We start from the raw sequence: 20,773 nt of genomic DNA on the forward strand, positions 1-20,773 counted from the left end.
AATGAGGATCGGCCGAATCAATAATGAATGACGGTACGAATGCTTTGCCCGTCATGCATCAACTCGAATGCTTTGTTGATATCTTCCAGGGGCATGGTGTGGGTGATAAAGGTGTCCAGTGGGATCTCTCCTCGGCTGGCCTTCTCCACATAGCTGGGCAGCTCGGTGCGGCCCTTCACGCCACCAAACGCGCTGCCACGCCACACGCGACCGGTAACGAGCTGGAAAGGGCGGGTACTGATTTCCTGGCCCGCGCCGGCGACGCCGATGATAATCGACTCGCCCCAGCCCTTGTGGCAGCACTCCAGTGCCGCACGCATCAGTTGCACGTTGCCGACGCATTCGAACGAGTAGTCCACGCCGCCTTCGGTCAGCTCGACAATGACGTCCTGGATCGGCTTGTCGTATTCCTTGGGATTGATGAAGTCCGTCGCGCCCAACGACAGCGCGACTTCTCGCTTGGCAGGGTTGATGTCGATAGCGAGGATACGCCCGGCGTTGGCCATCTTTGCGCCGATGATGGCTGCCAGGCCAATGCCGCCCAGCCCGAACACCGCCACACTGGCGCCCGCTTCGACCTTGGCGGTGTTGAGGACTGCGCCGATTCCAGTGGTCACCCCGCAACCGAGCAGGCAGACCTGCTCCAACGGCGCCTCCTTGGGAATCTTCGCCAGGGAAATTTCCGGCAACACGGTGTATTCAGAAAATGTCGAGCAACCCATGTAGTGGAACAGCGGTTTGCCTTCATAGGAAAAGCGTGAAGTGCCGTCGGGCATCAGGCCTTTGCCTTGGGTCGCCCTGACGGCTTGGCAGAGGTTGGTCTTGCCGGAAAGGCAGAACTTGCACTGGCCGCATTCGGCGGTATAGAGCGGAATCACATGGTCGCCGACCTGCAGTGAAGTGACACCTTCGCCGACGGCTTCGACGATACCGCCACCTTCATGGCCCAGGACGCTAGGGAAGATACCTTCCGGGTCGCTTCCTGAAAGGGTAAACGCATCGGTGTGGCAGACGCCGGTGGCAACGATACGCACCCGGACCTCACCAGCCTTGGGCGGTGCGACATCGATGGTGACCAGTTGCAACGGTTCATTGGGCGCGAATGCGACCGCAGCCCTTGATTTCAAGGTCTGTGCTGACATGGTAGAGCCTCGTTTCGAATAGTGAATTGCCCCTGATCCAGGATCAGGGGCATGACTTCAGATGTCCTTGACCAGTCGCAACGCATCGTAGATGGCCGCGTGGGTATTGCGTGCCGACACCGCGTCGCCGATCCGGAACAGCTGGAAGCGGCCCTCGGGGTTGGTCACGATGTTCTGGGTTTTCCCGGCGATCAGATCATGCTGTTCAACCGCACCGTTGTTGCGCGAATGGGGGCGCAGTTCGAAGTACAGATCGTCGAGGGGCAGGGTGCCGTGGTTGATGACCACCTGATCGACCACTCGCTGTTTATGCACCTGGCCATAATCGCTGCCGAAGTTAGCCACCAATTGCCCGTCGCGTTTCTCCACCGAGTCGACCCGATAGGTGACGGTAAAGGTGACGTTCAGGTCTTGCAGGCTGCGCATGTAGGGCACCAGGTTCATCGCCATCACTTCGGGTGCGAACGAGCGGTCCGGTGTGACGATCTCCAGTTTCGCGCCGCTGTTGGCGATGACTTCGGCCGCTTGCAGGGCTGCATGGTCGCCCGCGTCGTCAAAGATCAGCACGTTCTGGCCCGGCTTGACGTCACCGGAAATTATGCCCCAGGTAGACACCACCAGTTCATTGCCGTGCTTGAGCACTTCGGTGTGCGGCAAGCCGCCGGTGGCGACGATCACCACGTCCGGATTTTCAGCCAGCACCGTCTCGGCTTCGGCCCAGGTATTGAAATGGAATTTCACGCCCAGCCGTTCGCATTGCGCCATGCGCCAGTCGATGATGCTGATCATCTCGCGGCGGCGCTCGCTCTGCGCTGTCAGGCGGATCTGGCCGCCGGGTTGATCGGCCACTTCAAACACCGTGACGTCGTGGCCGCGTTCGCCGGCTACCCGTGCCGCCTCAAGGCCCGCCGGGCCGGTGCCGATCACCACCACTTTGCGCTTGACCGACGCCTTGGGGATTTCGTGGGGCATGGTGGTTTCGCGCCCGGTGGCGGCGTTGTGAATGCAGTACGCGGCACCGCCCTGATAGATGCGGTCCAGGCAGTAGTTGGCGCCGACGCAGGGGCGGATCTCTTCTTCGCGCTTCTCGATGATCTTGCGCACGATGTGCGGGTCGGTCATGTGCGCCCGGGTCATGCCGATCATGTCCACCTTGCCCGAGGCGATGGCATGGCGGGCGGTGGCGACGTCGGGAATCTTCGCGGCATGGAAGGTGGGGAAGCCGGTGGCCGAGCGGATCTCGCCGGCAAAATCCAGGTGCGGGGAGTTGCGCATGCCCTGGATCGGAATCACGTCGGTGAGGCCGGCATCGGTATCGATGTGGCCGCGAACGACGTTGAGGAAGTCGACCAGGCCGCTGTCCTTGAGCATGTGCGAGATCTGGATGCCGTCCTTGGCACCGAAACCGCCGGGCAGATCTTCATCGCCGGTGTAGCGAACCCCCAACAGGAAGTCCTCGCCACAGCGCTGGCGAATGCCGCGCAGGATGTCGAAGGTAAAGCGCAACCGGTTCTCCAGCGAACCGCCGTAGGGGCCATCAAGGTCGTTGGTCAGTGGCGACCAGAACTGATCCATGAGGTGTCCGTAGGCCTGCAGTTCCAAGCCGTCCAGCCCGGCGGCCTTCATGCGTTCGGCGGCGTCCACATAGTCCTTGATGATGCGGTCGATGTCCCATTCTTCCATCTTTTTCGGGAAAGCCCGGTGGGACGCTTCGCGGCGATGGGAGGGTGAGACGACCGGCAGCCAGTCGGCCTTGTCCCAGCGTGTGCGCCGCCCCAAGTGAGTCAGTTGAATCATCACCGCCGTGCCGTGTTCGTGACATTCGTCGGTCAGATCCTTCATCCATCTGACCACTTCATCCTTGTACGCCAGCACGTTGTTGAACACTGGCGGGCTGTCACGGGAAACGGCGGCGGAGCCCGCCGTCATGGTCAGTGCCACGCCAGCCTTGGCGCGTTCGACATGATAGGCGCGGTACAGATCCTTCGGCATGCCGTCGACAGGATAAGCCGGCTCATGAGAGGTGGTCATGATCCGGTTCTTGAGGGTCAGGTGTTTGATCTTATAGGGCTGCAGCAGAGGATCGCTGGACATGGTGTTGCGCTCCGAGAACAGAACATCAGGCTTGGTTTTGACATAACGGTATGTTGAATGTTCATGTGTGTCAACGATTAAGACATAGGTGTACATTTTTCTTGCGTGGTGGAAAAACCGGGATTACCATCCAGTCGAAACAGGGGTGGTACGGCGCGTGCGTCCGGCCATCCCGCATCGATCCAAAGTGCCAGGGGGCAGTGCGAAGAACTATGAAAGTGCTCGTTGCGGTAAAGCGCGCCATCGACCCGAATGTGAAAGTCCGGGTGAAAGCCGACGGTTCAGACGTCGAGCTCGGTGGCGTGAAGATGGCCTTGAATCCGTTCTGCGAAATCGCGGTGGAGGAGGCGATACGCCTCAAGGAGAAGGGGGTGGCATCCGAAGTGGTGGTCGTCTCCGTGGGTACGTCGGCCGCTCAGGAACAACTGCGCACGGCATTGGCACTCGGCGCGGACCGGGCGCTGTTGGTCGAGACGAATGCAGTACTTGAGCCGCTCAACGTCGCCAAGTACCTGAGCAAAGTGATCGATCAGGAAAAGCCGCAATTGATCCTGTTCGGCAAGCAGGCGATCGACCAGGAGAACAACCAGGTCGGGCAAATGGTCGCGCAGTTGATCGGCAGCGGTCAGGCCACCTACGCCTCAGCCATCAATCAGGTGGATGGTCAATGGGTCGTCGAGCGAGAGGTCGACAGTGGCAGCCAGGTGCTCGCCCTCGCCATGCCTGCGGTGGTGACCTGCGACTTGCGGCTGAACCAACCGCGCTACGCCTCGTTGCCCAACATCATGAAAGCCAAGAAAAAGCCGCTTGAAATCATTGCCGCTGACACCTTGGGCGCAAGCGTGAAGGAACACGCTCGATTATTAGGAGTTGTCCCGCCTGCCGTGCGCAAAGCGGGAATCAACGTCGGTTCGGTGGCCGAACTGGTGGATAAATTGAAGAACGTTGCGGGGGTGATTTGATGCGTACATTGGTGATCGCCGAGCACAGCGCCGGTCAACTGACGGCAGGTACGTGGAGTGCCGTGACCGCCGCCACGGCCCTGGGCGCCAAAATGGATTTGCTGGTGATGGGTGGGGCTGACGCATCGGCAGTGGCGCAACAGGCGGCGCTGATCCAGGGTCTGGATCGGGTGCTCCTGGCGCAGGGGGGGATGTTCGAAAATGCCTTGGCCGAAAATATCCAGCCTCTGATCACGTCACTGGTGGCTGGCGGTTATACGCACGTCGTTGCCGACGCCAGCAGTATGGGCCGCAACGTGCTGCCCCGGGTCGCGGCCAGCCTGGATGTCGGCATGCTGTCCGACGTCACCCACATTGTCTCGGCGGACACTTTCCAGCGGCCCATTTACGCCGGTAACGCCATCGCCACCGTGCAGTCGCTCGATCCGATCAAGTTGCTCACGGTCCGCGCCTCGGCGTTCGCCCAGGCTTCGTCCCAGCAGCATCGCTGCGAAGTGGTGGCGGTAGAGGGCGGACAAAGCGCGAGCAACGTGCGCTTCGTGAGCGAGCAACTGACGGCCAGTGAAAGGCCTGATCTGTCGAGCGCCCGCGTCGTCGTGTCCGGTGGCCGCGGGATGCAGAGCAAAGAAAATTTCGCCTTGATCGAGCGAGTGGCGGACAAGCTTGGCGGTGCCGTCGGCGCATCGCGTGCCGCAGTGGATTCGGGTTTTGCCCCCAACGATTTGCAGGTCGGGCAGACGGGCAAGATCGTCGCGCCAGAGCTTTACATTGCGGCAGGTATCAGTGGCGCCATTCAGCATCTGGCCGGCATGAGTGGTTCAAAGGTCATCGTTGCGATCAACCAGGACCCTGAAGCGCCGATTGCTCAAGTGGCGGACTACATGTTGGTGGCGGATGTGTTCGAGGCGTTACCGGCACTGGAGAAAGCACTGTGAGTGCTTACATTGATAAGTTTCGCCTGAGGGCGGAGGAGGGCCGAGCGACCGAGAGACAGGAAGACTTCTCGCATAACTAAAACTTATTCATGCATAACATTAAATCCCTTGAGGAGCGTAATAACACTCTGCTCTGATGAGGGAGCGTTAATTCTTCTTCTGCCCTGCCAATAACTATTAATACAGTACGCGGAGATGCACCATGATGACGTTGTCCAGCAAAACTTGTATCGGCTGGTTTGCGGGCCTGGCGATGGCCGCCAGCAGCCTGATGGCTCACGCCGAGGAACCTACGCCCATTCGCATTGGATGGGTGAATTGGTCGGATACGGAAATCGCTGTAAAGTTGGCAGATACAGCATTGCGCGACCACTTGAAACAACCGGTCAAATTGATACTTGCCGATATTGGCATTCAGTTCCAGGCTCTGGCTAACGGCAACATCGACCTGATCCCGATGGTCTGGCTGCCGAGCACCCACAAGTCGTTCTACGACAAATACCAGGACAAACTCGAAGACCTCGGCGTGCTGTATGAAGGCCGGATCGGCATGGCCGTACCCACGTCCATTCCCACCAGCGAGATTGCCAGTGTCGCGGACCTCAACAAACCAGAGGTGCGGGAAAAACTCGGCGGCAAGATCCTGACATCGGAAGTGGGCAACGGTCAGTACAAACTGACGGAAAAGGCCATCAAGGAATACAAACTCGATGGCTACAAGATGGTTGCCTCTTCGGAGTCGGGCATGCTGAGCGAGCTGGATCGCAACCTCAAGCGTGACAAATGGGCGTTGATCAATGCCTGGAGTCCACATTGGATGTTCGCCAAGTGGCCACTGCGCTACCTGGACGATCCGAAGCAGATCTTTGGTGGTGCCGAGCAAATTCACGCGATTGCCCGCAAAGGCTTCAGCGCCGAACATCCCGATGTCGCCCGGTTCTTCGCCAACTTCAAGATTCCCAAGAGCGACCTCGAGAAGCTGATGGCGACCGCCCGTGACAGTTCGGCAGACAAGGTAGTTGCAGAGTACTACGCCGCCAACAAGCCCCGCTTCGACGCGATGTTCGGCAGCCAGACCGCCTCCGCAACACCAGCCCCATAATGGCTGCTGCCAGCCAATAGTTGTGTTGCAGTCCGGTGCCCTTTGCAAAGGGCACCGGATTCATCGAGCGAACATTCAGGCGATACCCTTGAATACCACAGCCTATCGTCGCTTTAGCCTTGATGAAGCGGTCGACTGGGTGAAGCATCTCTGCGAATCGAAGGGCTGCTCCCCAGCGGTGGCCAATTCATTGGCCCACGCCACCGTTGCGGCGCAAGCGCGTGGTAACCAGGCCGTGGGGTTTCGACACCTCGCCGACTATTTACCGGGCTTTTCCTCCGGACGTATTCATCCACGTGTCGAGCCACGCATCTGCCGCGCCGGCGCGATCATCTTCAAATCTGATGCCCAGGGCGGAATTGCCCAGCTCGGCGTCGATCGGTGTTTCGATTCGTTGTGTCATGCCGCGCATGTCAATGGCATGGCCACGTTGAGCCAGTGCAATAGTTTCACCAGCGGTGAACTCGGCGACTACACGCTGCGGTTTGCCCAGGCCGGACTGATCGCCTTGGCGGTCGCAAACGGGCCGGCCCTGGTTGCCGTTCCTGGTGCCAGGGGCAAGACCTACTCGACCAATCCGATCTCATTTGCCGCGCCCTCGGCCGATGGCGTCCCGCTATTGTTCGACCAGGCATGCAGTGCCACGGCATTCGTGAACATCGCCCATGCCGCCTCGACAGGCAGCGGTATTCCCGAGGGATGGGCGGTTGACCAGTATGGCAACGGAACACGTGACGCCCTGGCAGCGCTGAGTGGTGCGTTGCTGCCTTTTGGTGGTCATCGCGGGGCCAACCTGATGCTTATGGTCGAAGTACTGGCAGCGGGGCTCACGGGCGCCAACTGGTCGCTGGATGCGCCGGCGTTCAACCAGGGGGGCCAGTCGCCTGGCTGTGGTCTGTTGATATTGCTTTTGGCTCCGACGTATTTTTCAGAGGGATTCGAGCAGCGGCTTGCCAACCAAATGGCTCGCTTGACGCAAATGGGCGTTCACAGACCGGGATGGGAGCGGCAACAGGCAACGGTCAACGCCCAGAATGATGGGATCCGTATTTCTGTTGATCTGCTGGAACAGTTGAGCCGTTTGTAAGCTCGTTCGATACAACGCTTGGGAAAAGGGGGCGAAAACGATGATGAACAGCACTGAAAATATGGCGTGGGAGCGGGACATTATTTGCAGCGGCGAACGGCTGAAGCGTTCGCTGCAATACGTCCTGTCGGGCAGCCTTTGCGATGAGGCGCAGGCGCATGCCGCATCTCTGAATGCGGCCCAATGGACGATTCGCAAACCGGCGAAAACTTCAAGCGCGTTGCCAGGTTTTTTGGCGCCTCATTTAGCCGAGGCCCTTCATGCCGCGCCCAGGAGCGATGATGACCTGGTATCGATACGGGACGCGTTAGGCACGCTCTTGCCCCATGTCCCTTGGATAAACCGCCAGGCCCAGGCCGACCAGGACAGCGCTTTCGTGGAGCGACATCGCCACGGCATAATCGCCGGGCCGGGAGGATTGCTGGAGTGTTCCACCTTGACTTTGGGATTGGCGCTCATGATGCCGCAGACCTGCTATCCCTATCACCAGCACCCGCCTGCCGAGTTCTATCTCGTTCTGTCGCCGGGCGACTGGTATCGCGAGGATGTGGGGTGGTGGACGCCCGGGGCTGGGGGCGTCGTGTTCAACTTTCCATCCTGTGTCCATGCCATGAAATCGACAAACGTTCCGCTTCTGGCCCTGTGGAGCTTGATGCATTAGTGCCTCGTTATAAGAACGAACTCGGTTAATGATTGAGGAAAGAAAATATGGCAGTGACCACACAGGGCATCAAGTTGGACGAGGAAACGCGGGCCAGGCTGAAGTCCGCATCAGCCAAGCTGGATCGCACCTCCCACTGGTTCATGAGGAAGGCGATTCTGAGTTTTATCGAGAAAGTTGAAGCTGGAGCGGGTATCGAAGCGTTCATAGCGGTTGAGTTTTTGGAGAAAGATACGAGGCGCCACAGCCTTGCACGACGGCTTCGCAAAGATTGCAATACGGATGAATGAACCTGATAACGTGTCCTGAATCTGCCAAGTCTAACGATCAACGAAACCTGACTTAAACAAACCCTGAAATGACATGCATATAACATCAGGAGTTATAGGCTTGATTCAGTTTTCATGATTGATTTTTTCTCATGAGTATTGAATGAAAAATGGTTTGTTGGTGTCCGCTCAGTCCTGAACAATGATTTCAGCATAAGGATCAAGAACAACGCTCTTGATTTCGTACGCTGGAACTTTTTCAGAATAACTAAAACGCGGCGCTTTTGTTGAGGAATACCGATGATTCAGCTGACCGATGCCCGGCTTGCAAGCAAACAGACTACGTTTGAAGAAATCCCTTTTATTGATATCGCGCCATTACTGGACGGGAGCGATCCACTGAAAGTTTCGCGCCAGATCGGCGAAACTTGCGAGAAAGTCGGTTTTTTCTATATCAGGAATCACGGCGTTTCTCGCACCTTGATAGACGCGATGTACGCTCAGACAAAAAATTTCTTTGCCCTGCCTTTTGATAAAAAGAATGAGCTGAACGTGGTTCATTCAGGTCCCACGCTTCGCGGCTACATTCCCATGTACGCGGAAAACGTCGATCCGGAAAACACCCGCGATTTCAAGGAGTGCTTCGACTACGGCGCCCATGATGATGAAGTGTCTCCGTTCTTCGGGGCGAACCTGATGCCGTCAGAGCCCGCGCAATTTTCCGACGTCTGCGAGGCCTATCATCGTGCGATGCTTGACCTGGCTCGTAAGCTCATCAGCGCCATTGCCCTGAGCCTGGATCTGCCCGCGGACTACTTTGAAAAACTGCAACGCAAGCCGATTACCATTCAGCGATTGTTGCACTACCCCTCGCAGAGTGGCGAAATTTCACAAAAGGAAATCGGGATCGGAGCGCACACGGACTATGGTTTTCTGACGATTCTTTTCCAGGACAAGGTCGGCGGCTTGCAAGTACGCAATCGCGCTGGAGAATGGGTAAGCGCCCCACCGGTGGAGGACACATTCATTGTCAATATCGGTGATCTGGTGCAAACCCTGACGAATGATCGCTACACGTCGACCATGCACCGCGTGATCAATACCAGCGGCGTCGAACGGTATTCCATTCCCTTCTTCATTGACTTGGACTTCGACGCGCCGGTTGAGACCGTCGCCACGTGCATCAGTGCCGATAACCCGGCCAAGTACGCGCCTTACACCTGCGGTCAACATAAATACAGCCGCTTTGTCGCCAGCTATGCCCATCTGCAGCCTATCGAAGGCGCCAGCCACTAGTTGATCTACGTTCCGTTTATCTGAGCCCCATTAAAACCCGGTCACCGTCTACGTGGAGGCGGTGGCTGCCTGGGAATGTACAGGGGTTGTCCCATGGGTATTCGACGAAGTGCGTTCATGACGTGGCGTGACGCCGAAATACCCTCGATAGCTTCTGGTGAATTGGTCTGCTGAACCAAAGCCGCACAGCGTACCTATTTTCAGGATGGATAATGGGGAGTGCTTCAACAACTGCTGTGCCCGGACTAAGCGCAGCTTGAGGTAATAGCGCAACGGAGAAATGTCCAAGTACTTTTGAAACAACCGCTCCAGTTGGCGCCGTGAAATCCCGACCTTGTATGCCAGCACCTTGAGTTCGAGGGGCGCGTCCAGATGGGCCTCCATCAACAGGATGGCCGCTTGCAGTTTGGGCTGGTTGGCGCCCAGTGTATGCCTGAGCGGTATGCGCTGCTGATCCTGATCATCTCGCATACGTTCATACATGAACATGTCGGAAATTGCCGCGGCCAATTCACGGCCGTGCTCGCTTCTGATGATGTGCAACATCATGTCCATCGGTGCGGTGCCGCCCGATGAGGTCAAGTGGTTTCTATCGATGGAGAAGAGGTGTGGCGTGATATCTGCCACTGGAAACGCTTCGCGCATCAGCTCCAGGCATTGCCAATGAACACTGCATCGGTGTCCTTCCAACAGTCCGGCTTTGCCCAGCGCCCAGCTCCCTGTGCAGATGGCCCCCAACTTGCGACCCAGGCGGGCTTGGCTCTGCAGCCAAAGCACATGTTCATGGCTGACGCTGTCCTGGATATGCATTCCGCCGCACACAATCACGGTGGATAACGCAGGGGGTTCTTGCATGCTGGTGTCGGGTGTTATTTGCAAGCCGGCGCTGGCACGCACGGGCTTTGCGTCCTGGCCCAGGGTGAACCATCGGTACAACTCTCTACCGGAGAGCTGATTGGCCATGCGCAAGGGTTCTATCGCTGATGCCAGGGAAATGAAAGTGAAGCCATCCAACAGCAGGAATCCGACGGATTGTGGGACAGGGGACTGCGAAGTGGACACTATGTTGCGCTCCTTTTGGATGTTACGTACCCGTGCAGCTCTCACAGTTCGTGGCGACTTTCCCTCGACGGTGGATAACCAAAAAAAGAGCTGTAGCATTTGCTGAAATGGGGGGTCGAGGCAAAGCCGCAGGCGATTGAAACATCGATGATCGTAAGGCTTGAGTTCTGTATCAGGCGCTGGGCGCCTTTAAGGCGCAATGCCAGGTAGTAACGTTGTGGAGGAATTCCCAATTGTTCCTGGAAGAGGCGTTGCACTTGGCGTCTTGATAGCCGAACACACTCGGCGAGTTGATCCTGGCTCAACGGCTCTTCCAGGTTACATTCCATCAATGTGATGATTTCTCGTAGCGCGGCGCTGACCCTGCCATCTTGAACCGGCACTGATGTACGAAACCTGGACTGGTCATGATCCAGCAGCTCAAAAACCGCATTCACGACATCCTGATCAAGCGTTGCGTAAAGCCACTTGATCATCATTTGAAATGCCCCCGCGGGGCTGGCCGCCGTGAACCGGTCTCGATCAATTGCCATGGCGTCCAGAGTTACATTTGTGTTGGGTGAACATTCGGATAAAGCGATCCGTTGTTCTGCGTGAATGGCACAGCGGTAGCCATCCAACAACCCGGCTTTACCCAGATACCAGGCGCCATTCCACAACCCACCGAGCGCGATGGGCATGCTGGCGAGCTTGTTCAAGAGTTTCACCAGTCCGTCAGGCACGACTCTTGGCGTGCGCAACCCACCGCAGACAATCATCAGATCCAGGGCGGCGATTCTAATGTCGGTAAGCGGGGTATCCGGCCTGATAGGGATGGCCAGGTCGCTCGTGACTTCGGAGTCGTTGCAACTGAATGTATGAACTTTTACCGAGCCTGGCCGAATCAGATTGGCCGTCACGAGCACGTCCAGGCATTGCGTAAAGCACGTCAGGGAGAAGTTCTCAAGCAAGAGAAAGCCGATGCTTGATGTTTGATGACACACGGTTAACTGATTCATCGATCAAGTTTCATGCTTGCAGAAAACTGTCGTCGAAAGGGTAGTGCGTCAGCAGTTCATAGCCGGTTTCGGTGACCAACAACTGGTTCTCCAACTTGATGCCATCGCGGCCACCCACTTCACCCACGTACGCTTCGACGCAAAGGGCCATGCCTGGCTGCAGCTCGCCCTCGTATCCGTAAGATTCCAAGTCCTCCGGATAGCGGATACTGGGGTACTCGTCGCACAGGCCGACGCCATGGAACAGCACGCCGTATCGCTGGGCGCGGCAGAGTTCGGGCAGCCGATGCGACTGTTTGGTCAGCTCCGTGAAGCGCACGCCTGGCTTGATCAGCTCGATGTTGTGGGTGATATGGTCATGGGCAATTCGATACAGGCGTTTCTGTTCGGCCGTAGGCTCCAGCCCGCCGCAGATCCAACTGCGGGACATGTCCACGCACATGCCGTAGGTGCCGATCAGATCCGTGTCGAATGACAATAGGTCGCCGTCGCTCAACACCCGTGGGCCAGACTCCTGGAACCAGGGATTGGTGCGAGGGCCGGAGCTGAGAATTCGGGTCTCGATCCATTCGCCACCGCGGCGGATATTACCGGCATGCAGGGCGGCCCAGACATCGTTTTCAGTCACGCCGGCACGCATGGCCTGGTGCATTTCGGCTACCGAAGCTTCGCACGCGGCCACCGCACAGCGCATCGCCTTGACCTCATCAGGGCCCTTGATCATGCGGGAGAATTCAGTCACTTCCTGGCCGCTGCAAATTTCGATCGCCAATGCATCCAAGGCGCGCAGGCCGGCGACTTCGATTCGATCCACCGCAAGCCGACGATTGACACCGGCGTGTTGGCGCAGCAACTCGTCGATTTGCGCGGCGAAATGTCTGGCGTGTCGGTCGGTGTGCTCACCGGTCTCGAAAAAGAAAAAAGACGCGCCACTGCGCAACTCTGTCACCAGCGGCAAGTGGGCGGACAGGTGATCGCAGCCATGAAAGTCCCACAGGACAACATGTCCACTGGCGGCGACGAAGCATGCCCGTGCGGGATTATGGGTCGTCCATAACTGCATGTTGGTGGTATCGGTTGCGTAGCGGATATTCAGTGGATCGAATAACAGAATGCCGCCCAGCTCACGGGCTACCAACTGATCAACCAGTCGTTGCAATCGGTATGTACGCAGGGTGGGCAGATGGGGCGGTTCCAGGCCCAAACGTTCCCACTCCGCAAAAGCCAGCGGCGTGGGGCCTATTTCGACGCGGTCGTTGTCCTCGGCGGAGCCATCTTTTTTTAATGCAGTTGCACGTTGTCTGGCTGGGTCGATGCGTCGGGCGTTGGCTGGAATCGAAAAAGGTGAATGAGTCATGATGGCGTCCAGAGTTCAATCTGTGAAAGGTTCTGTCTGACCAGGCGACCAACAAGCCGAAGGGAGTCCATAGCCCGGTCACCGCTTGCGTGAGGCGGTGACCGGGCTACTGAGCGTCGTCAATACAGCACGTGCCTGATCAGGTTATGAAGCGTCAATCCAGATGGTTTTCAGCTCGGTGTATTGGTCATGCGCCCAGACGGATTTGTCGCGACCACCAAAGCCTGATTCCTTGTAGCCACCGAACGGTGTAGAGGCGTCGCCTTCCCCGAAACAGTTGACTGTGACCACGCCCGCACGAATCTCCCGCGACAGGCGCAAGGCATTACGCAGGCTGCCGGTATAGGCGGATGCCGCCAGGCCGTAGACGGTGTCGTTGGCAAGTTCTATGGCTTCGTCGAGAGTACTGAAGCTGGTGACACTCAGTACCGGCCCGAAGATCTCTTCGATAAACAGGCGACTTTCACGTTCGACTCCGTCGATGATCGTCGGCTGGACGAAGACGCCGGACTCAGTCCCGCCACCTTGCGTCACGTTGAGTTGCTGCTCGGCGGCCAATTCCAGATACGAGCGCACTTTATCGAAATGCGTTTTGCTGATCATGGCACCGAGGCGATTTTCAGGATCCAGGGGGTCGCCCATTTTCCAATCACGCAAATGCTTGCCGATCAGTTTCAGCAGTTCATCCTTGACGTCTTCATGGACAATCAGCCGTGAGGAGGCCGAGCAGTTTTCGCCCATGTTCCAGAAAGCGCCTGCGGTCACATACTGGGCAACCTGATCGAGGTCTTCGCAATCATTCATCACCACGGCGGGGTTCTTACCCCCCAGTTCGAGCACCACGCGCTTGAGGTTCGACTCGGACGCGTACTTGAGAAATAACCGGCCCGTGTCGGTAGAACCGGTGAAGCTGACCATTGCCACATCCATGTGCCGACCGATTGCTTCGCCAGCCTCCCGGCCGCCGCCAGGGGTAATATTGAATACGCCTGCCGGAATACCGGCCTGATGCGCCAACTCGGCAACACGCAATGCGGTCAGGGTGGTTTCCTTGGCCGGTTTGACCACGATGGAACAGCCAGCGGCCAAGGAAGGGCCAATCTTCCAGGCCAGCATCAGCAATGGGAAGTTCCAAGGCAGGACCAGGCCGACGACACCGATCGCTTCGCGCACCACCAGGGTTACCGCACCCTGGCCGGTCGGCGCGGTACTGTCGTACACCTTGTCGATCAGCTCCGCATGCCAGCGCAGGGTATGGATGGTATCGGGCACGTCGACGTTCTGGCACTCGCTGACTGGCTTGCCACTGTCCAGGCTTTCCAGCACCGCAAGCTCGTGTGCATTGTCTTCCAGCAATTGAGCGAAGCGCAGCAGCACTTGCTTGCGTGCGCCCGGTGACAGTTTATGCCAGCGTCCATCCTCGAACGCTTGCTTGGCGGCAGCCACGGCGACGTCGACGTCGCGGGTATCGCATGCCGCAACCTCTGCAAGCTTTTCACCCGTGGCCGGGTTCGTCGTGATGAACGTTTTTCCAGAGAGGGCATCCCGGAACTCGCCGTTGATGAATGCCTGGGTAGGAAACTCCAACTTGGCGGCGATGGCCGCGTACTGTTCCTTGGTCAGTAGATCAGCCATTTCAGGCACCTCCAGTGATCTGCGCGATGTTGCGCTTGAGCTCGGTGACGACGCCTTGCAGCGTCTGCTTTTCATCAACATCCAGGCCCTGCAGGGGGGCGCGCAGGCCACCGGTGCTCAAGCCATTCAGTTCACACCCGTACTTGATGGACTGGACAAATTTTCCGCCTTCCAGAGCGTCCATCAGCGGCATCATCGCCGCCATGATGCGACGGCCTTTGTCGAAATTTTTCTCGACGACGCAGGCCTCGTACAGGGCGACGTGCTCGCGAGGGATGAAGTTGGAACCGGCACACACCCAGCTGCGGGCGCCCCATGCGAAAAACTCAAGAGCTTGATCGTCCCATCCGCAGGACAGGGCGATGCGCGGGTATTTACAGGCCAAACGGTGCAACTGGGCCATGTCGCCGGAGCTTTCCTTGATGGCGACGATGTTTGTCACATCGCTGACCTCATCAAAGAATTCCTCGCCCATGCTTACGCTCATGCGGCCTGGATAGTTGTAAAGCATGATGGGCAGCGAGGCGGCGCGGTCCACCGCCTTGACATGCAATGCGATCTCTTTTTGCGTTGGCAGCGCATAGGGGGGCGAGCCAGCCAACAATGCATCGGCCTTGATGGCCTTCGCCGCTTCGGCGTAGGCGACCGAATCTTCAGTGCGAATGGCGCCGGTACCCACGATCAACGGTAGCCGACCGCGCAACACGTCCTTGGCCTGGGCGGCCAGGTCGAAACGCTCCTGAGGAGTGTGGGCATAATATTCGCCGGTTGAGCCGCCAATAATGACGCCGTGCACTTTGGAGTCGACCAGGTACTCGAGGACTTCGGCAAAGGCTTTCTTATCGATACTGCCGTCAGAGGTCAGGGGTGTAATGGCCGGTGTGTAGATGCCTTCAAATTTCATCAAAATTTGCTCCAGTTAGTGTCACTGTCTAGCAAGCGGCGCCGCTCGATAGGTCAGCGCAGCCAGTTTTTCAACCAAGGGAAGCCGTCTGCAGAAGAACGAACAGGCGGACTGAAACTTCTTAAAGTGTGGGGCGGGTCAACTTTCTTTACCGGCTCGGTATTGTCCCCATCGCAAACTTATATTGACCCCTGCTGAAACCAGTGGAGCCGGTGGGTTGGGGCATGGACCCGGTGATTTCAAGACGAAATCAATGAGCTCAGAGTGTTCCCCAGCCAGCCAATCCGCCAAGAGTTTGCCGGTCGCTGTCCCGCGGGTAACACCTAACCCGTTGCAGCACAGTGCCCCGTAGACATTGGGCGCCAGCTCGCCGAAATGGCCCATATGGTTACGTGAAAGCGCCAATGCGCCTCCCCAGGTATATTCGAACTTCATCTCAGGCAACATAGGAAACCGTTGCTCGAAAGAGGCCTGATGCCTGGCGACGAAGCGTTTCAGGTATTTTGAGTCACTGCGGCCGTCCGGGTTAAAGCTGAAACTGTTACGGATCAGAAGACGGTTGTCCGGTGTACGACGTACCGTAGTTCCGAATGGATCCGCAGGGATGACTCCCCAATAAGGTCGGCCGCCGAGGCGAGTTTGCTCTTGTTCGGTCATGGGGCGGGTCAGGCTGGCATAAGTGAACACCGGCAGCATTCGCCCTTTGAGAAAGCCGAAACTCATACCAAAGGCATTATTGGTCAGGATCAGTTTGTCCGCGGTGATTGAACCTGCGGCATGCTTGAGTACCGTCTTTGTGCCATATTCCACATGAGTGATTGCAGTGTTTTCATACAGCGTCACATTACTGGGAAGACTGTCGGCCAAGCCTTTGACAAGCGCCGAAGGCTGAAGCAAAGAAGTCCCTGGGGTAAATAACGCTTTGCGGTAGAAATGCGTGCCGATATGCTCGGGTAGTTCACCAGCCTCGATCATCTGGTAGGGCTGATCGAGTTTATCGAGTCCGCGGCGGTAGGCATCCAGAACGGCGATGCCTCTTGGTTCAACGGCGGCCTGATATTTGCCGCAATGCTTCATTTGGCAATCTATGCTGTGCTGTTCAACCAACTCTTTTAGATAATTCAGGCCACTCAGATTAAGTTTAAGTGTTGTTTTTGCCGTGGCGATATCACCTATGTAATCCTCTGCGGCGATGTCATGCGGCAAGTCGATAGCGAATCCGGCATTACGGCCGGAGGTACCAAAGCCCACTTCCTGAGCTTCGATCAACAGGATGGTGTCGTCAGGAAAATGAGCCGCGAGCTGACGGGCCGCGGCAAGCCCCGTGAAGCCGGCTCCGACGATGACCCAGCGTGCATTGCTATGGCCTTGATGGGCGGGCTTGATCTGGCGCCCCCTGCTCAAGTGATACCACCCGCAAGATTGGTCATCGGCAGGTAACGAAGATACTTTCAACATTTCAAGATCCTGTTCATTCAACCGATCCGACGCCAGTCATGCAAAACTATCGGGCGCCAAGAAATGCGGTCATCGTCCCATCAACAGTTGAACCACCGTATGCCGCCAGCGAAAGTTGGCAGTTCATGCGAGCGAGTGTTCAATAGACGTAACTGTTCAGCTTTTACAGTTTCAAACGACTATGTGGTCAGACGGCATTGAAGTGTTTTTGCAGTTGCCTGGGTTATCGAATCTATGCCGGCCTACATCCAAAACTTGGCTCAAATCTACAGGGTGGAGCCCGTCATCGACTTGCCCCACCGCTGTATTCATATCAATTGTTAGCTTGTGTCGCTGCAGCGCGAGCGGTTTGCAACCAATCGTCAAACTGCTGCCGGTGTGCGGCTACCCACTCTTTGGCGTGACGACGGATATCGGCAGGCTTTTTCTCGCCCTCTTGCATTTTCAAGTTCTGGGCACTTTCGTCTGCGGTGGTGATTTGCATCACTGAGAGGAACTTCAAGGCCGCCGGATTTTTTTGGGCGAAGTCTTTGTTCAACACGGCTTCGACTTTGTCTACTGCAAAGCCAAGGTTCTTGCCCTTGTACATCGTGTCGACATCATTCTTGCCATCCGGCAGGTCGGTTTTCGGTACTTCCAGCCAGACCACATCCTTGTCTTCTACCAAAACAGTGGCGATCCACTGGGGGACCCAGGTGAAGTAGAGAATCGGCTGCCCTTCTTTATAGCGAGTGATGGTGTCGGCCATCAGTGCAAAATAGGAACCCTGGTTCACGTTAATCGATTTCTCCAGGTCATAGGCCTTCATGTGATGGGCGATGACCAGCTCGCAGCCCCATCCAGGGTTGCATCCTGTCATGTCTGCTTTCCCGTCGCCGTTGGTGTCGAACAATTTGGCGATTTCAGGCTTTTTCAGGTCAGTGATGTATTTGATGCCATACGCGTCAGCGGTTTTTTTGTCGATCAAATAACCCTGGAGTACGCCGGGCATGATGTCGCCCGCCTTGACCATGACCTTGTCGCCCCCGGCCTGCTGATAGAACTTGTCGTGCAGCTTGTCCCACAAGTGCACCGTAAAGTCTGCATCGCCGTTAGCCAAGGCCATCATCATGACGCTGTACTCTGTCTCCTTGGGCTCTTGTACCTTGTAACCCAGCTCTCGAAGGCCCTCGACGGCCACTTCACCGCGAAATCGCTCTTCAGCAATAGAAGGGAAGATAGGGGTGATCTTTACACCGTCTCCCGGTTGGTTCGCCGAAGCGTTGGCACAAAGCGACATGGCCGCAATGGCGAGGGCTGTAGCGCAATTGAGCATGCTGCGTGAAAGCTTGAATTCAGACATCGTCGTGTACCTTTTTTGGGGTTTAACTTCACTGCGGCAGATCGAATAGAAGGGTCAGGCGGTCTTGCTCCGCCCCGCAGGCTGTCTCGCGCCGCACAGGCGTAGCAGAAGGCCTGCGGGACCGGTGTGATACCAGCGCAGGCTTGGGTCGGCTCCGGTGCGGGCGCCCATGGCTTGAGTCAAGCGGTCAAGGAAGATGGCAAGCAGCACCAGGCCTGTGCCGCCGACCGTGGCCAAGCCCATATCCAGGCGGCCGATGCCCCGCAGGACCATCTGGCCAAGACCGCCCACCGAGATCATCGAGGCGATGACCACCATCGACAGGGACAGCATCAGGGTCTGATTGAGTCCGGCCATAATGGTCGATGTCGCCAGTGGCAACTGAACGCGGGTCAGCATCTGCCGTGGAGTGCAGCCAAAAGCGCGGGCGGCTTCTATTTTGTCCTCAGGTACCTGGCGGATGCCCAGGTTCGTCAGGCGCACCAGGGGGGGAAGGGCGAACACAATGGTCACCAGGATGCCCGGCACGTTGCCGATGCCGAACAGCATGACGACGGGCACGAGATAAACGAACGCCGGCAGTGTCTGCATGGCATCGAGTACGGGCCGCAGGACCTTTTCCAGATTGTCACTGCGGGCGCAGAGAATACCCAGAGGTACACCTAGCAGGGCGCAAAAGAATACCGATGTCAGTACGAGCGCCAGGGTTGTCATCGACTCGGACCAGACACCGATAAGGCCCAGCAGCGTGAGTGTCACAAGGCACAGTGACGCCATGCGTTTCCCGGCCAGTTGCCATCCCAGCAAAGAAGACAGGAGGATCCCGATGCTGGGTGGAATGCTTTGCAGAATGTATTCGACGCCGTTTAGTACTTGGTCAATTGGCCAACGGATGGCGCGGAACACATCGCGAAAGTTATGCACCAGAAAATTGAGGATACTTTCAACCCAATCACCCAGTGGGATAGTGGCGACTTGAAACGGATCGAGAAAACTGAACTCGGACATCAGGGCTTACCTCTTCATATCACCGCAGCGGCGCTATAAGGGCCGCGGATACTTCAGGTCATCAGGGACGCGCCAGCGTAGCGGGGCGCGGCTGTATTAATGGCGGCTGAGCGTTTGCAGTAACTCGCTCTTTGACAGCGTCCCGGTGAGCGCGCCCGAACGGTCCAGTACTGGGACCGGATAGGGCAGGTGGGCTGCAATCTCCAGCACCTCGTGCAGGGGGGTATCGGTAAATACGGGCTGGTGTTTATGGAGGGTGTAATGCGTGCTGCCACCCGCGCCGCTCGTATCGATATCGACGACCCCGAGTAATTGCCCAAGTTCGTCGATCAAATAACCGAACGGTAGGCCGGCCTTGAACTGTGGTGCTTGGCCATTTGCCTTGCGAACCCATTCCGGATCAAGTCTGGCAACGTCGCCTGCCTTGAGAATCCGGGAGCTGTCGAATCCTTTGAAGAACGTGCGTACATAGTCATTGGCCGGTTGACTGATCAACTCTTGAGGTGTGCCAATCTGTACGACCTGTCCCCCCTCCATGATCGCTATGCGGTGGCCGATGCGAACGGCTTCCTCGATGTCGTGGGAAATGAAGATGATGGTCCGCTTTTGCTCGGCTTGCAGGCGAATGAGCTCCCCCTGCATCTCGCTACGGATAAGCGGATCCAGGGCGGAAAAGGCTTCATCCATCAGCAGGATGGTCGGGTCGTTGGCAAGCGCACGGGCCAGGCCTACGCGTTGCTGCATGCCGCCGGAAAGTTGATGCGGATAACTGTGTTCCTGTCCTGCAAGACCGACCTGGGCGAGGGCTTCCCTGGCGCGACCATGTCGTTCCTTTTCATTGATGCCGGAAATTTCCAGCCCAAAGGCGGTATTTTCCAAAACGCTCATATGGGGCATCAAAGCAAAAGACTGGAACACCATGCCCATCTCTTTGCGGCGGACATCGAGTAGAGCTTTGTCATCCAGGCCTGTAATTTCTCGACCGTTCAGATAAATACTGCCGGACGTCGGCTCGATAAGGCGGTTGAACAATCGCACCATCGTGGACTTCCCAGAGCCTGAAAGTCCCATGATCACAAAGATTTCACCGCGCTTGACGGCAAAGCTGGCGTCGAAAACACCAATTACTTGGCCCGTTTTCTCAAAGACATCCTTTTTGCTTGCTCCGGCGCTAAGCATTTTCATCGCCGCATCAGGTTGTGCGCCAAATATTTTAAAAACATTTTTAACGGAAATTATTTCGTCTGGATTAGTCATTGCGTCCCTCCTTTGCGTGTAACGCTACAGCGCACGAAACCAAATTGAGCTCGAGCGTTGGTAATTTAGGCGGGCAGTAATAAAGGATGAATATGCGCATGACCTGTACCTGGTTTTTATTGTTTGCCCTTGTGGTCGGGCTTTTTTTAAATCTATGGGGATCCGGGTCTTAAATCCAACAACATTTACAGGGCTTTTTGGATA

Annotated in this window: 17 protein-coding genes and 1 pseudogene; 7 read left to right on the plus strand and 11 right to left on the minus strand. The window is 57.0% G+C overall.

All coding sequences use genetic code 11. The features are described from left to right. Positions 1–17: 17 nt before the first annotated feature. Both QZH45_RS12580 and QZH45_RS12585 read right to left on the minus strand, forming a co-directional pair. A complete protein-coding gene (locus QZH45_RS12580) occupies positions 18–1,142 on the minus strand; it encodes an S-(hydroxymethyl)glutathione dehydrogenase/class III alcohol dehydrogenase (RefSeq protein WP_033034517.1) in 1,125 nt (374 codons plus the stop codon). A gap of 57 nt (positions 1,143–1,199) precedes the next feature. Further along, positions 1,200–3,236 carry an NADH:flavin oxidoreductase gene (locus QZH45_RS12585; protein ID WP_055135264.1) on the minus strand — a complete coding sequence of 679 codons (2,037 nt, stop codon included), beginning with the start codon at positions 3,234–3,236 and terminating at the stop codon, positions 1,200–1,202. Positions 3,237–3,448: 212 nt separating this feature from the next. Between QZH45_RS12585 and QZH45_RS12590 the strand changes: the two genes are divergently transcribed. The 7 genes from QZH45_RS12590 (at position 3,449) to QZH45_RS12620 (ending at position 9,548) form a co-directional block, all read left to right on the plus strand. Beyond that, positions 3,449–4,198, plus strand: a complete 750-nt coding sequence (locus QZH45_RS12590) for an electron transfer flavoprotein subunit beta/FixA family protein (RefSeq protein WP_024778811.1) — start codon at positions 3,449–3,451, stop codon at positions 4,196–4,198. After that, positions 4,198–5,133, plus strand: coding sequence for an electron transfer flavoprotein subunit alpha/FixB family protein (locus QZH45_RS12595; RefSeq protein WP_055135262.1), 936 nt, complete (start codon positions 4,198–4,200; stop codon positions 5,131–5,133). Before QZH45_RS12590 ends, QZH45_RS12595 begins: the two co-directional genes overlap by 1 nt. A gap of 202 nt (positions 5,134–5,335) precedes the next feature. After that, the gene (locus QZH45_RS12600; protein ID WP_053193814.1) at positions 5,336–6,235 is read left to right on the plus strand and encodes a glycine betaine ABC transporter substrate-binding protein; all 900 of its coding nucleotides are present in this window, start codon (positions 5,336–5,338) and stop codon (positions 6,233–6,235) included. An 88-nt stretch (positions 6,236–6,323) separates the two neighbouring features. Beyond that, positions 6,324–7,322: an Ldh family oxidoreductase gene (locus tag QZH45_RS12605; protein ID WP_024778808.1), complete on the plus strand. Its 999-nt coding sequence runs from the start codon at positions 6,324–6,326 to the stop codon at positions 7,320–7,322. A 40-nt stretch (positions 7,323–7,362) separates the two neighbouring features. Beyond that, positions 7,363–7,983 carry a transcriptional regulator gene (locus QZH45_RS12610; protein WP_024778807.1) on the plus strand — a complete coding sequence of 207 codons (621 nt, stop codon included), beginning with the start codon at positions 7,363–7,365 and terminating at the stop codon, positions 7,981–7,983. A gap of 47 nt (positions 7,984–8,030) precedes the next feature. Continuing rightward, positions 8,031–8,273 (plus strand): ribbon-helix-helix protein, CopG family, encoded by a 243-nt coding sequence (locus tag QZH45_RS12615; protein WP_024778806.1) that lies wholly within the window; start codon positions 8,031–8,033, stop codon positions 8,271–8,273. A 279-nt stretch (positions 8,274–8,552) separates the two neighbouring features. Continuing rightward, complete coding sequence (locus tag QZH45_RS12620; protein WP_053193808.1) at positions 8,553–9,548, plus strand: isopenicillin N synthase family dioxygenase; 996 nt, start codon at positions 8,553–8,555, stop codon at positions 9,546–9,548. A gap of 96 nt (positions 9,549–9,644) precedes the next feature. Here the strand turns inward: QZH45_RS12620 and QZH45_RS12625 are convergent. The 9 genes and pseudogenes from QZH45_RS12625 to proV form a co-directional block, all read right to left on the minus strand. Next, positions 9,645–10,613: pseudogene (locus QZH45_RS12625) on the minus strand (GlxA family transcriptional regulator); the annotation flags it as partial. Positions 10,614–10,651: 38 nt separating this feature from the next. Continuing rightward, positions 10,652–11,608, minus strand: coding sequence for a GlxA family transcriptional regulator (locus tag QZH45_RS12630; RefSeq protein WP_122319433.1), 957 nt, complete (start codon positions 11,606–11,608; stop codon positions 10,652–10,654). 10 nt (positions 11,609–11,618) lie between these two features. Further along, on the minus strand, positions 11,619–12,965 hold the full coding sequence (gene dddP, locus QZH45_RS12635) for a dimethylsulfonioproprionate lyase DddP (protein WP_055135260.1): 1,347 nt from the start codon (positions 12,963–12,965) through the stop codon (positions 11,619–11,621). 144 nt (positions 12,966–13,109) lie between these two features. After that, positions 13,110–14,600, minus strand: coding sequence for an aldehyde dehydrogenase (locus QZH45_RS12640; protein ID WP_055135259.1), 1,491 nt, complete (start codon positions 14,598–14,600; stop codon positions 13,110–13,112). Position 14,601: 1 nt separating this feature from the next. After that, positions 14,602–15,504 (minus strand): dihydrodipicolinate synthase family protein, encoded by a 903-nt coding sequence (locus QZH45_RS12645; RefSeq protein ID WP_055135258.1) that lies wholly within the window; start codon positions 15,502–15,504, stop codon positions 14,602–14,604. A 138-nt stretch (positions 15,505–15,642) separates the two neighbouring features. Beyond that, complete coding sequence (locus QZH45_RS12650) at positions 15,643–16,962, minus strand: NAD(P)/FAD-dependent oxidoreductase (protein WP_024778799.1); 1,320 nt, start codon at positions 16,960–16,962, stop codon at positions 15,643–15,645. 313 nt (positions 16,963–17,275) lie between these two features. Then, on the minus strand, positions 17,276–18,304 hold the full coding sequence (proX, locus tag QZH45_RS12655) for a glycine betaine/L-proline ABC transporter substrate-binding protein ProX (RefSeq protein WP_024778798.1): 1,029 nt from the start codon (positions 18,302–18,304) through the stop codon (positions 17,276–17,278). A gap of 54 nt (positions 18,305–18,358) precedes the next feature. Beyond that, on the minus strand, positions 18,359–19,312 hold the full coding sequence (gene proW, locus QZH45_RS12660; protein WP_024778797.1) for a glycine betaine/L-proline ABC transporter permease ProW: 954 nt from the start codon (positions 19,310–19,312) through the stop codon (positions 18,359–18,361). A 96-nt stretch (positions 19,313–19,408) separates the two neighbouring features. Next, a complete protein-coding gene (gene proV, locus QZH45_RS12665) occupies positions 19,409–20,569 on the minus strand; it encodes a glycine betaine/L-proline ABC transporter ATP-binding protein ProV (protein WP_024778796.1) in 1,161 nt (386 codons plus the stop codon). Positions 20,570–20,773: the final 204 nt, after the last annotated feature.

Origin of the sequence: Pseudomonas corrugata (assembly GCF_050920615.1) — a bacterium.
GTDB lineage: Bacteria > Pseudomonadota > Gammaproteobacteria > Pseudomonadales > Pseudomonadaceae > Aquipseudomonas > Aquipseudomonas corrugata.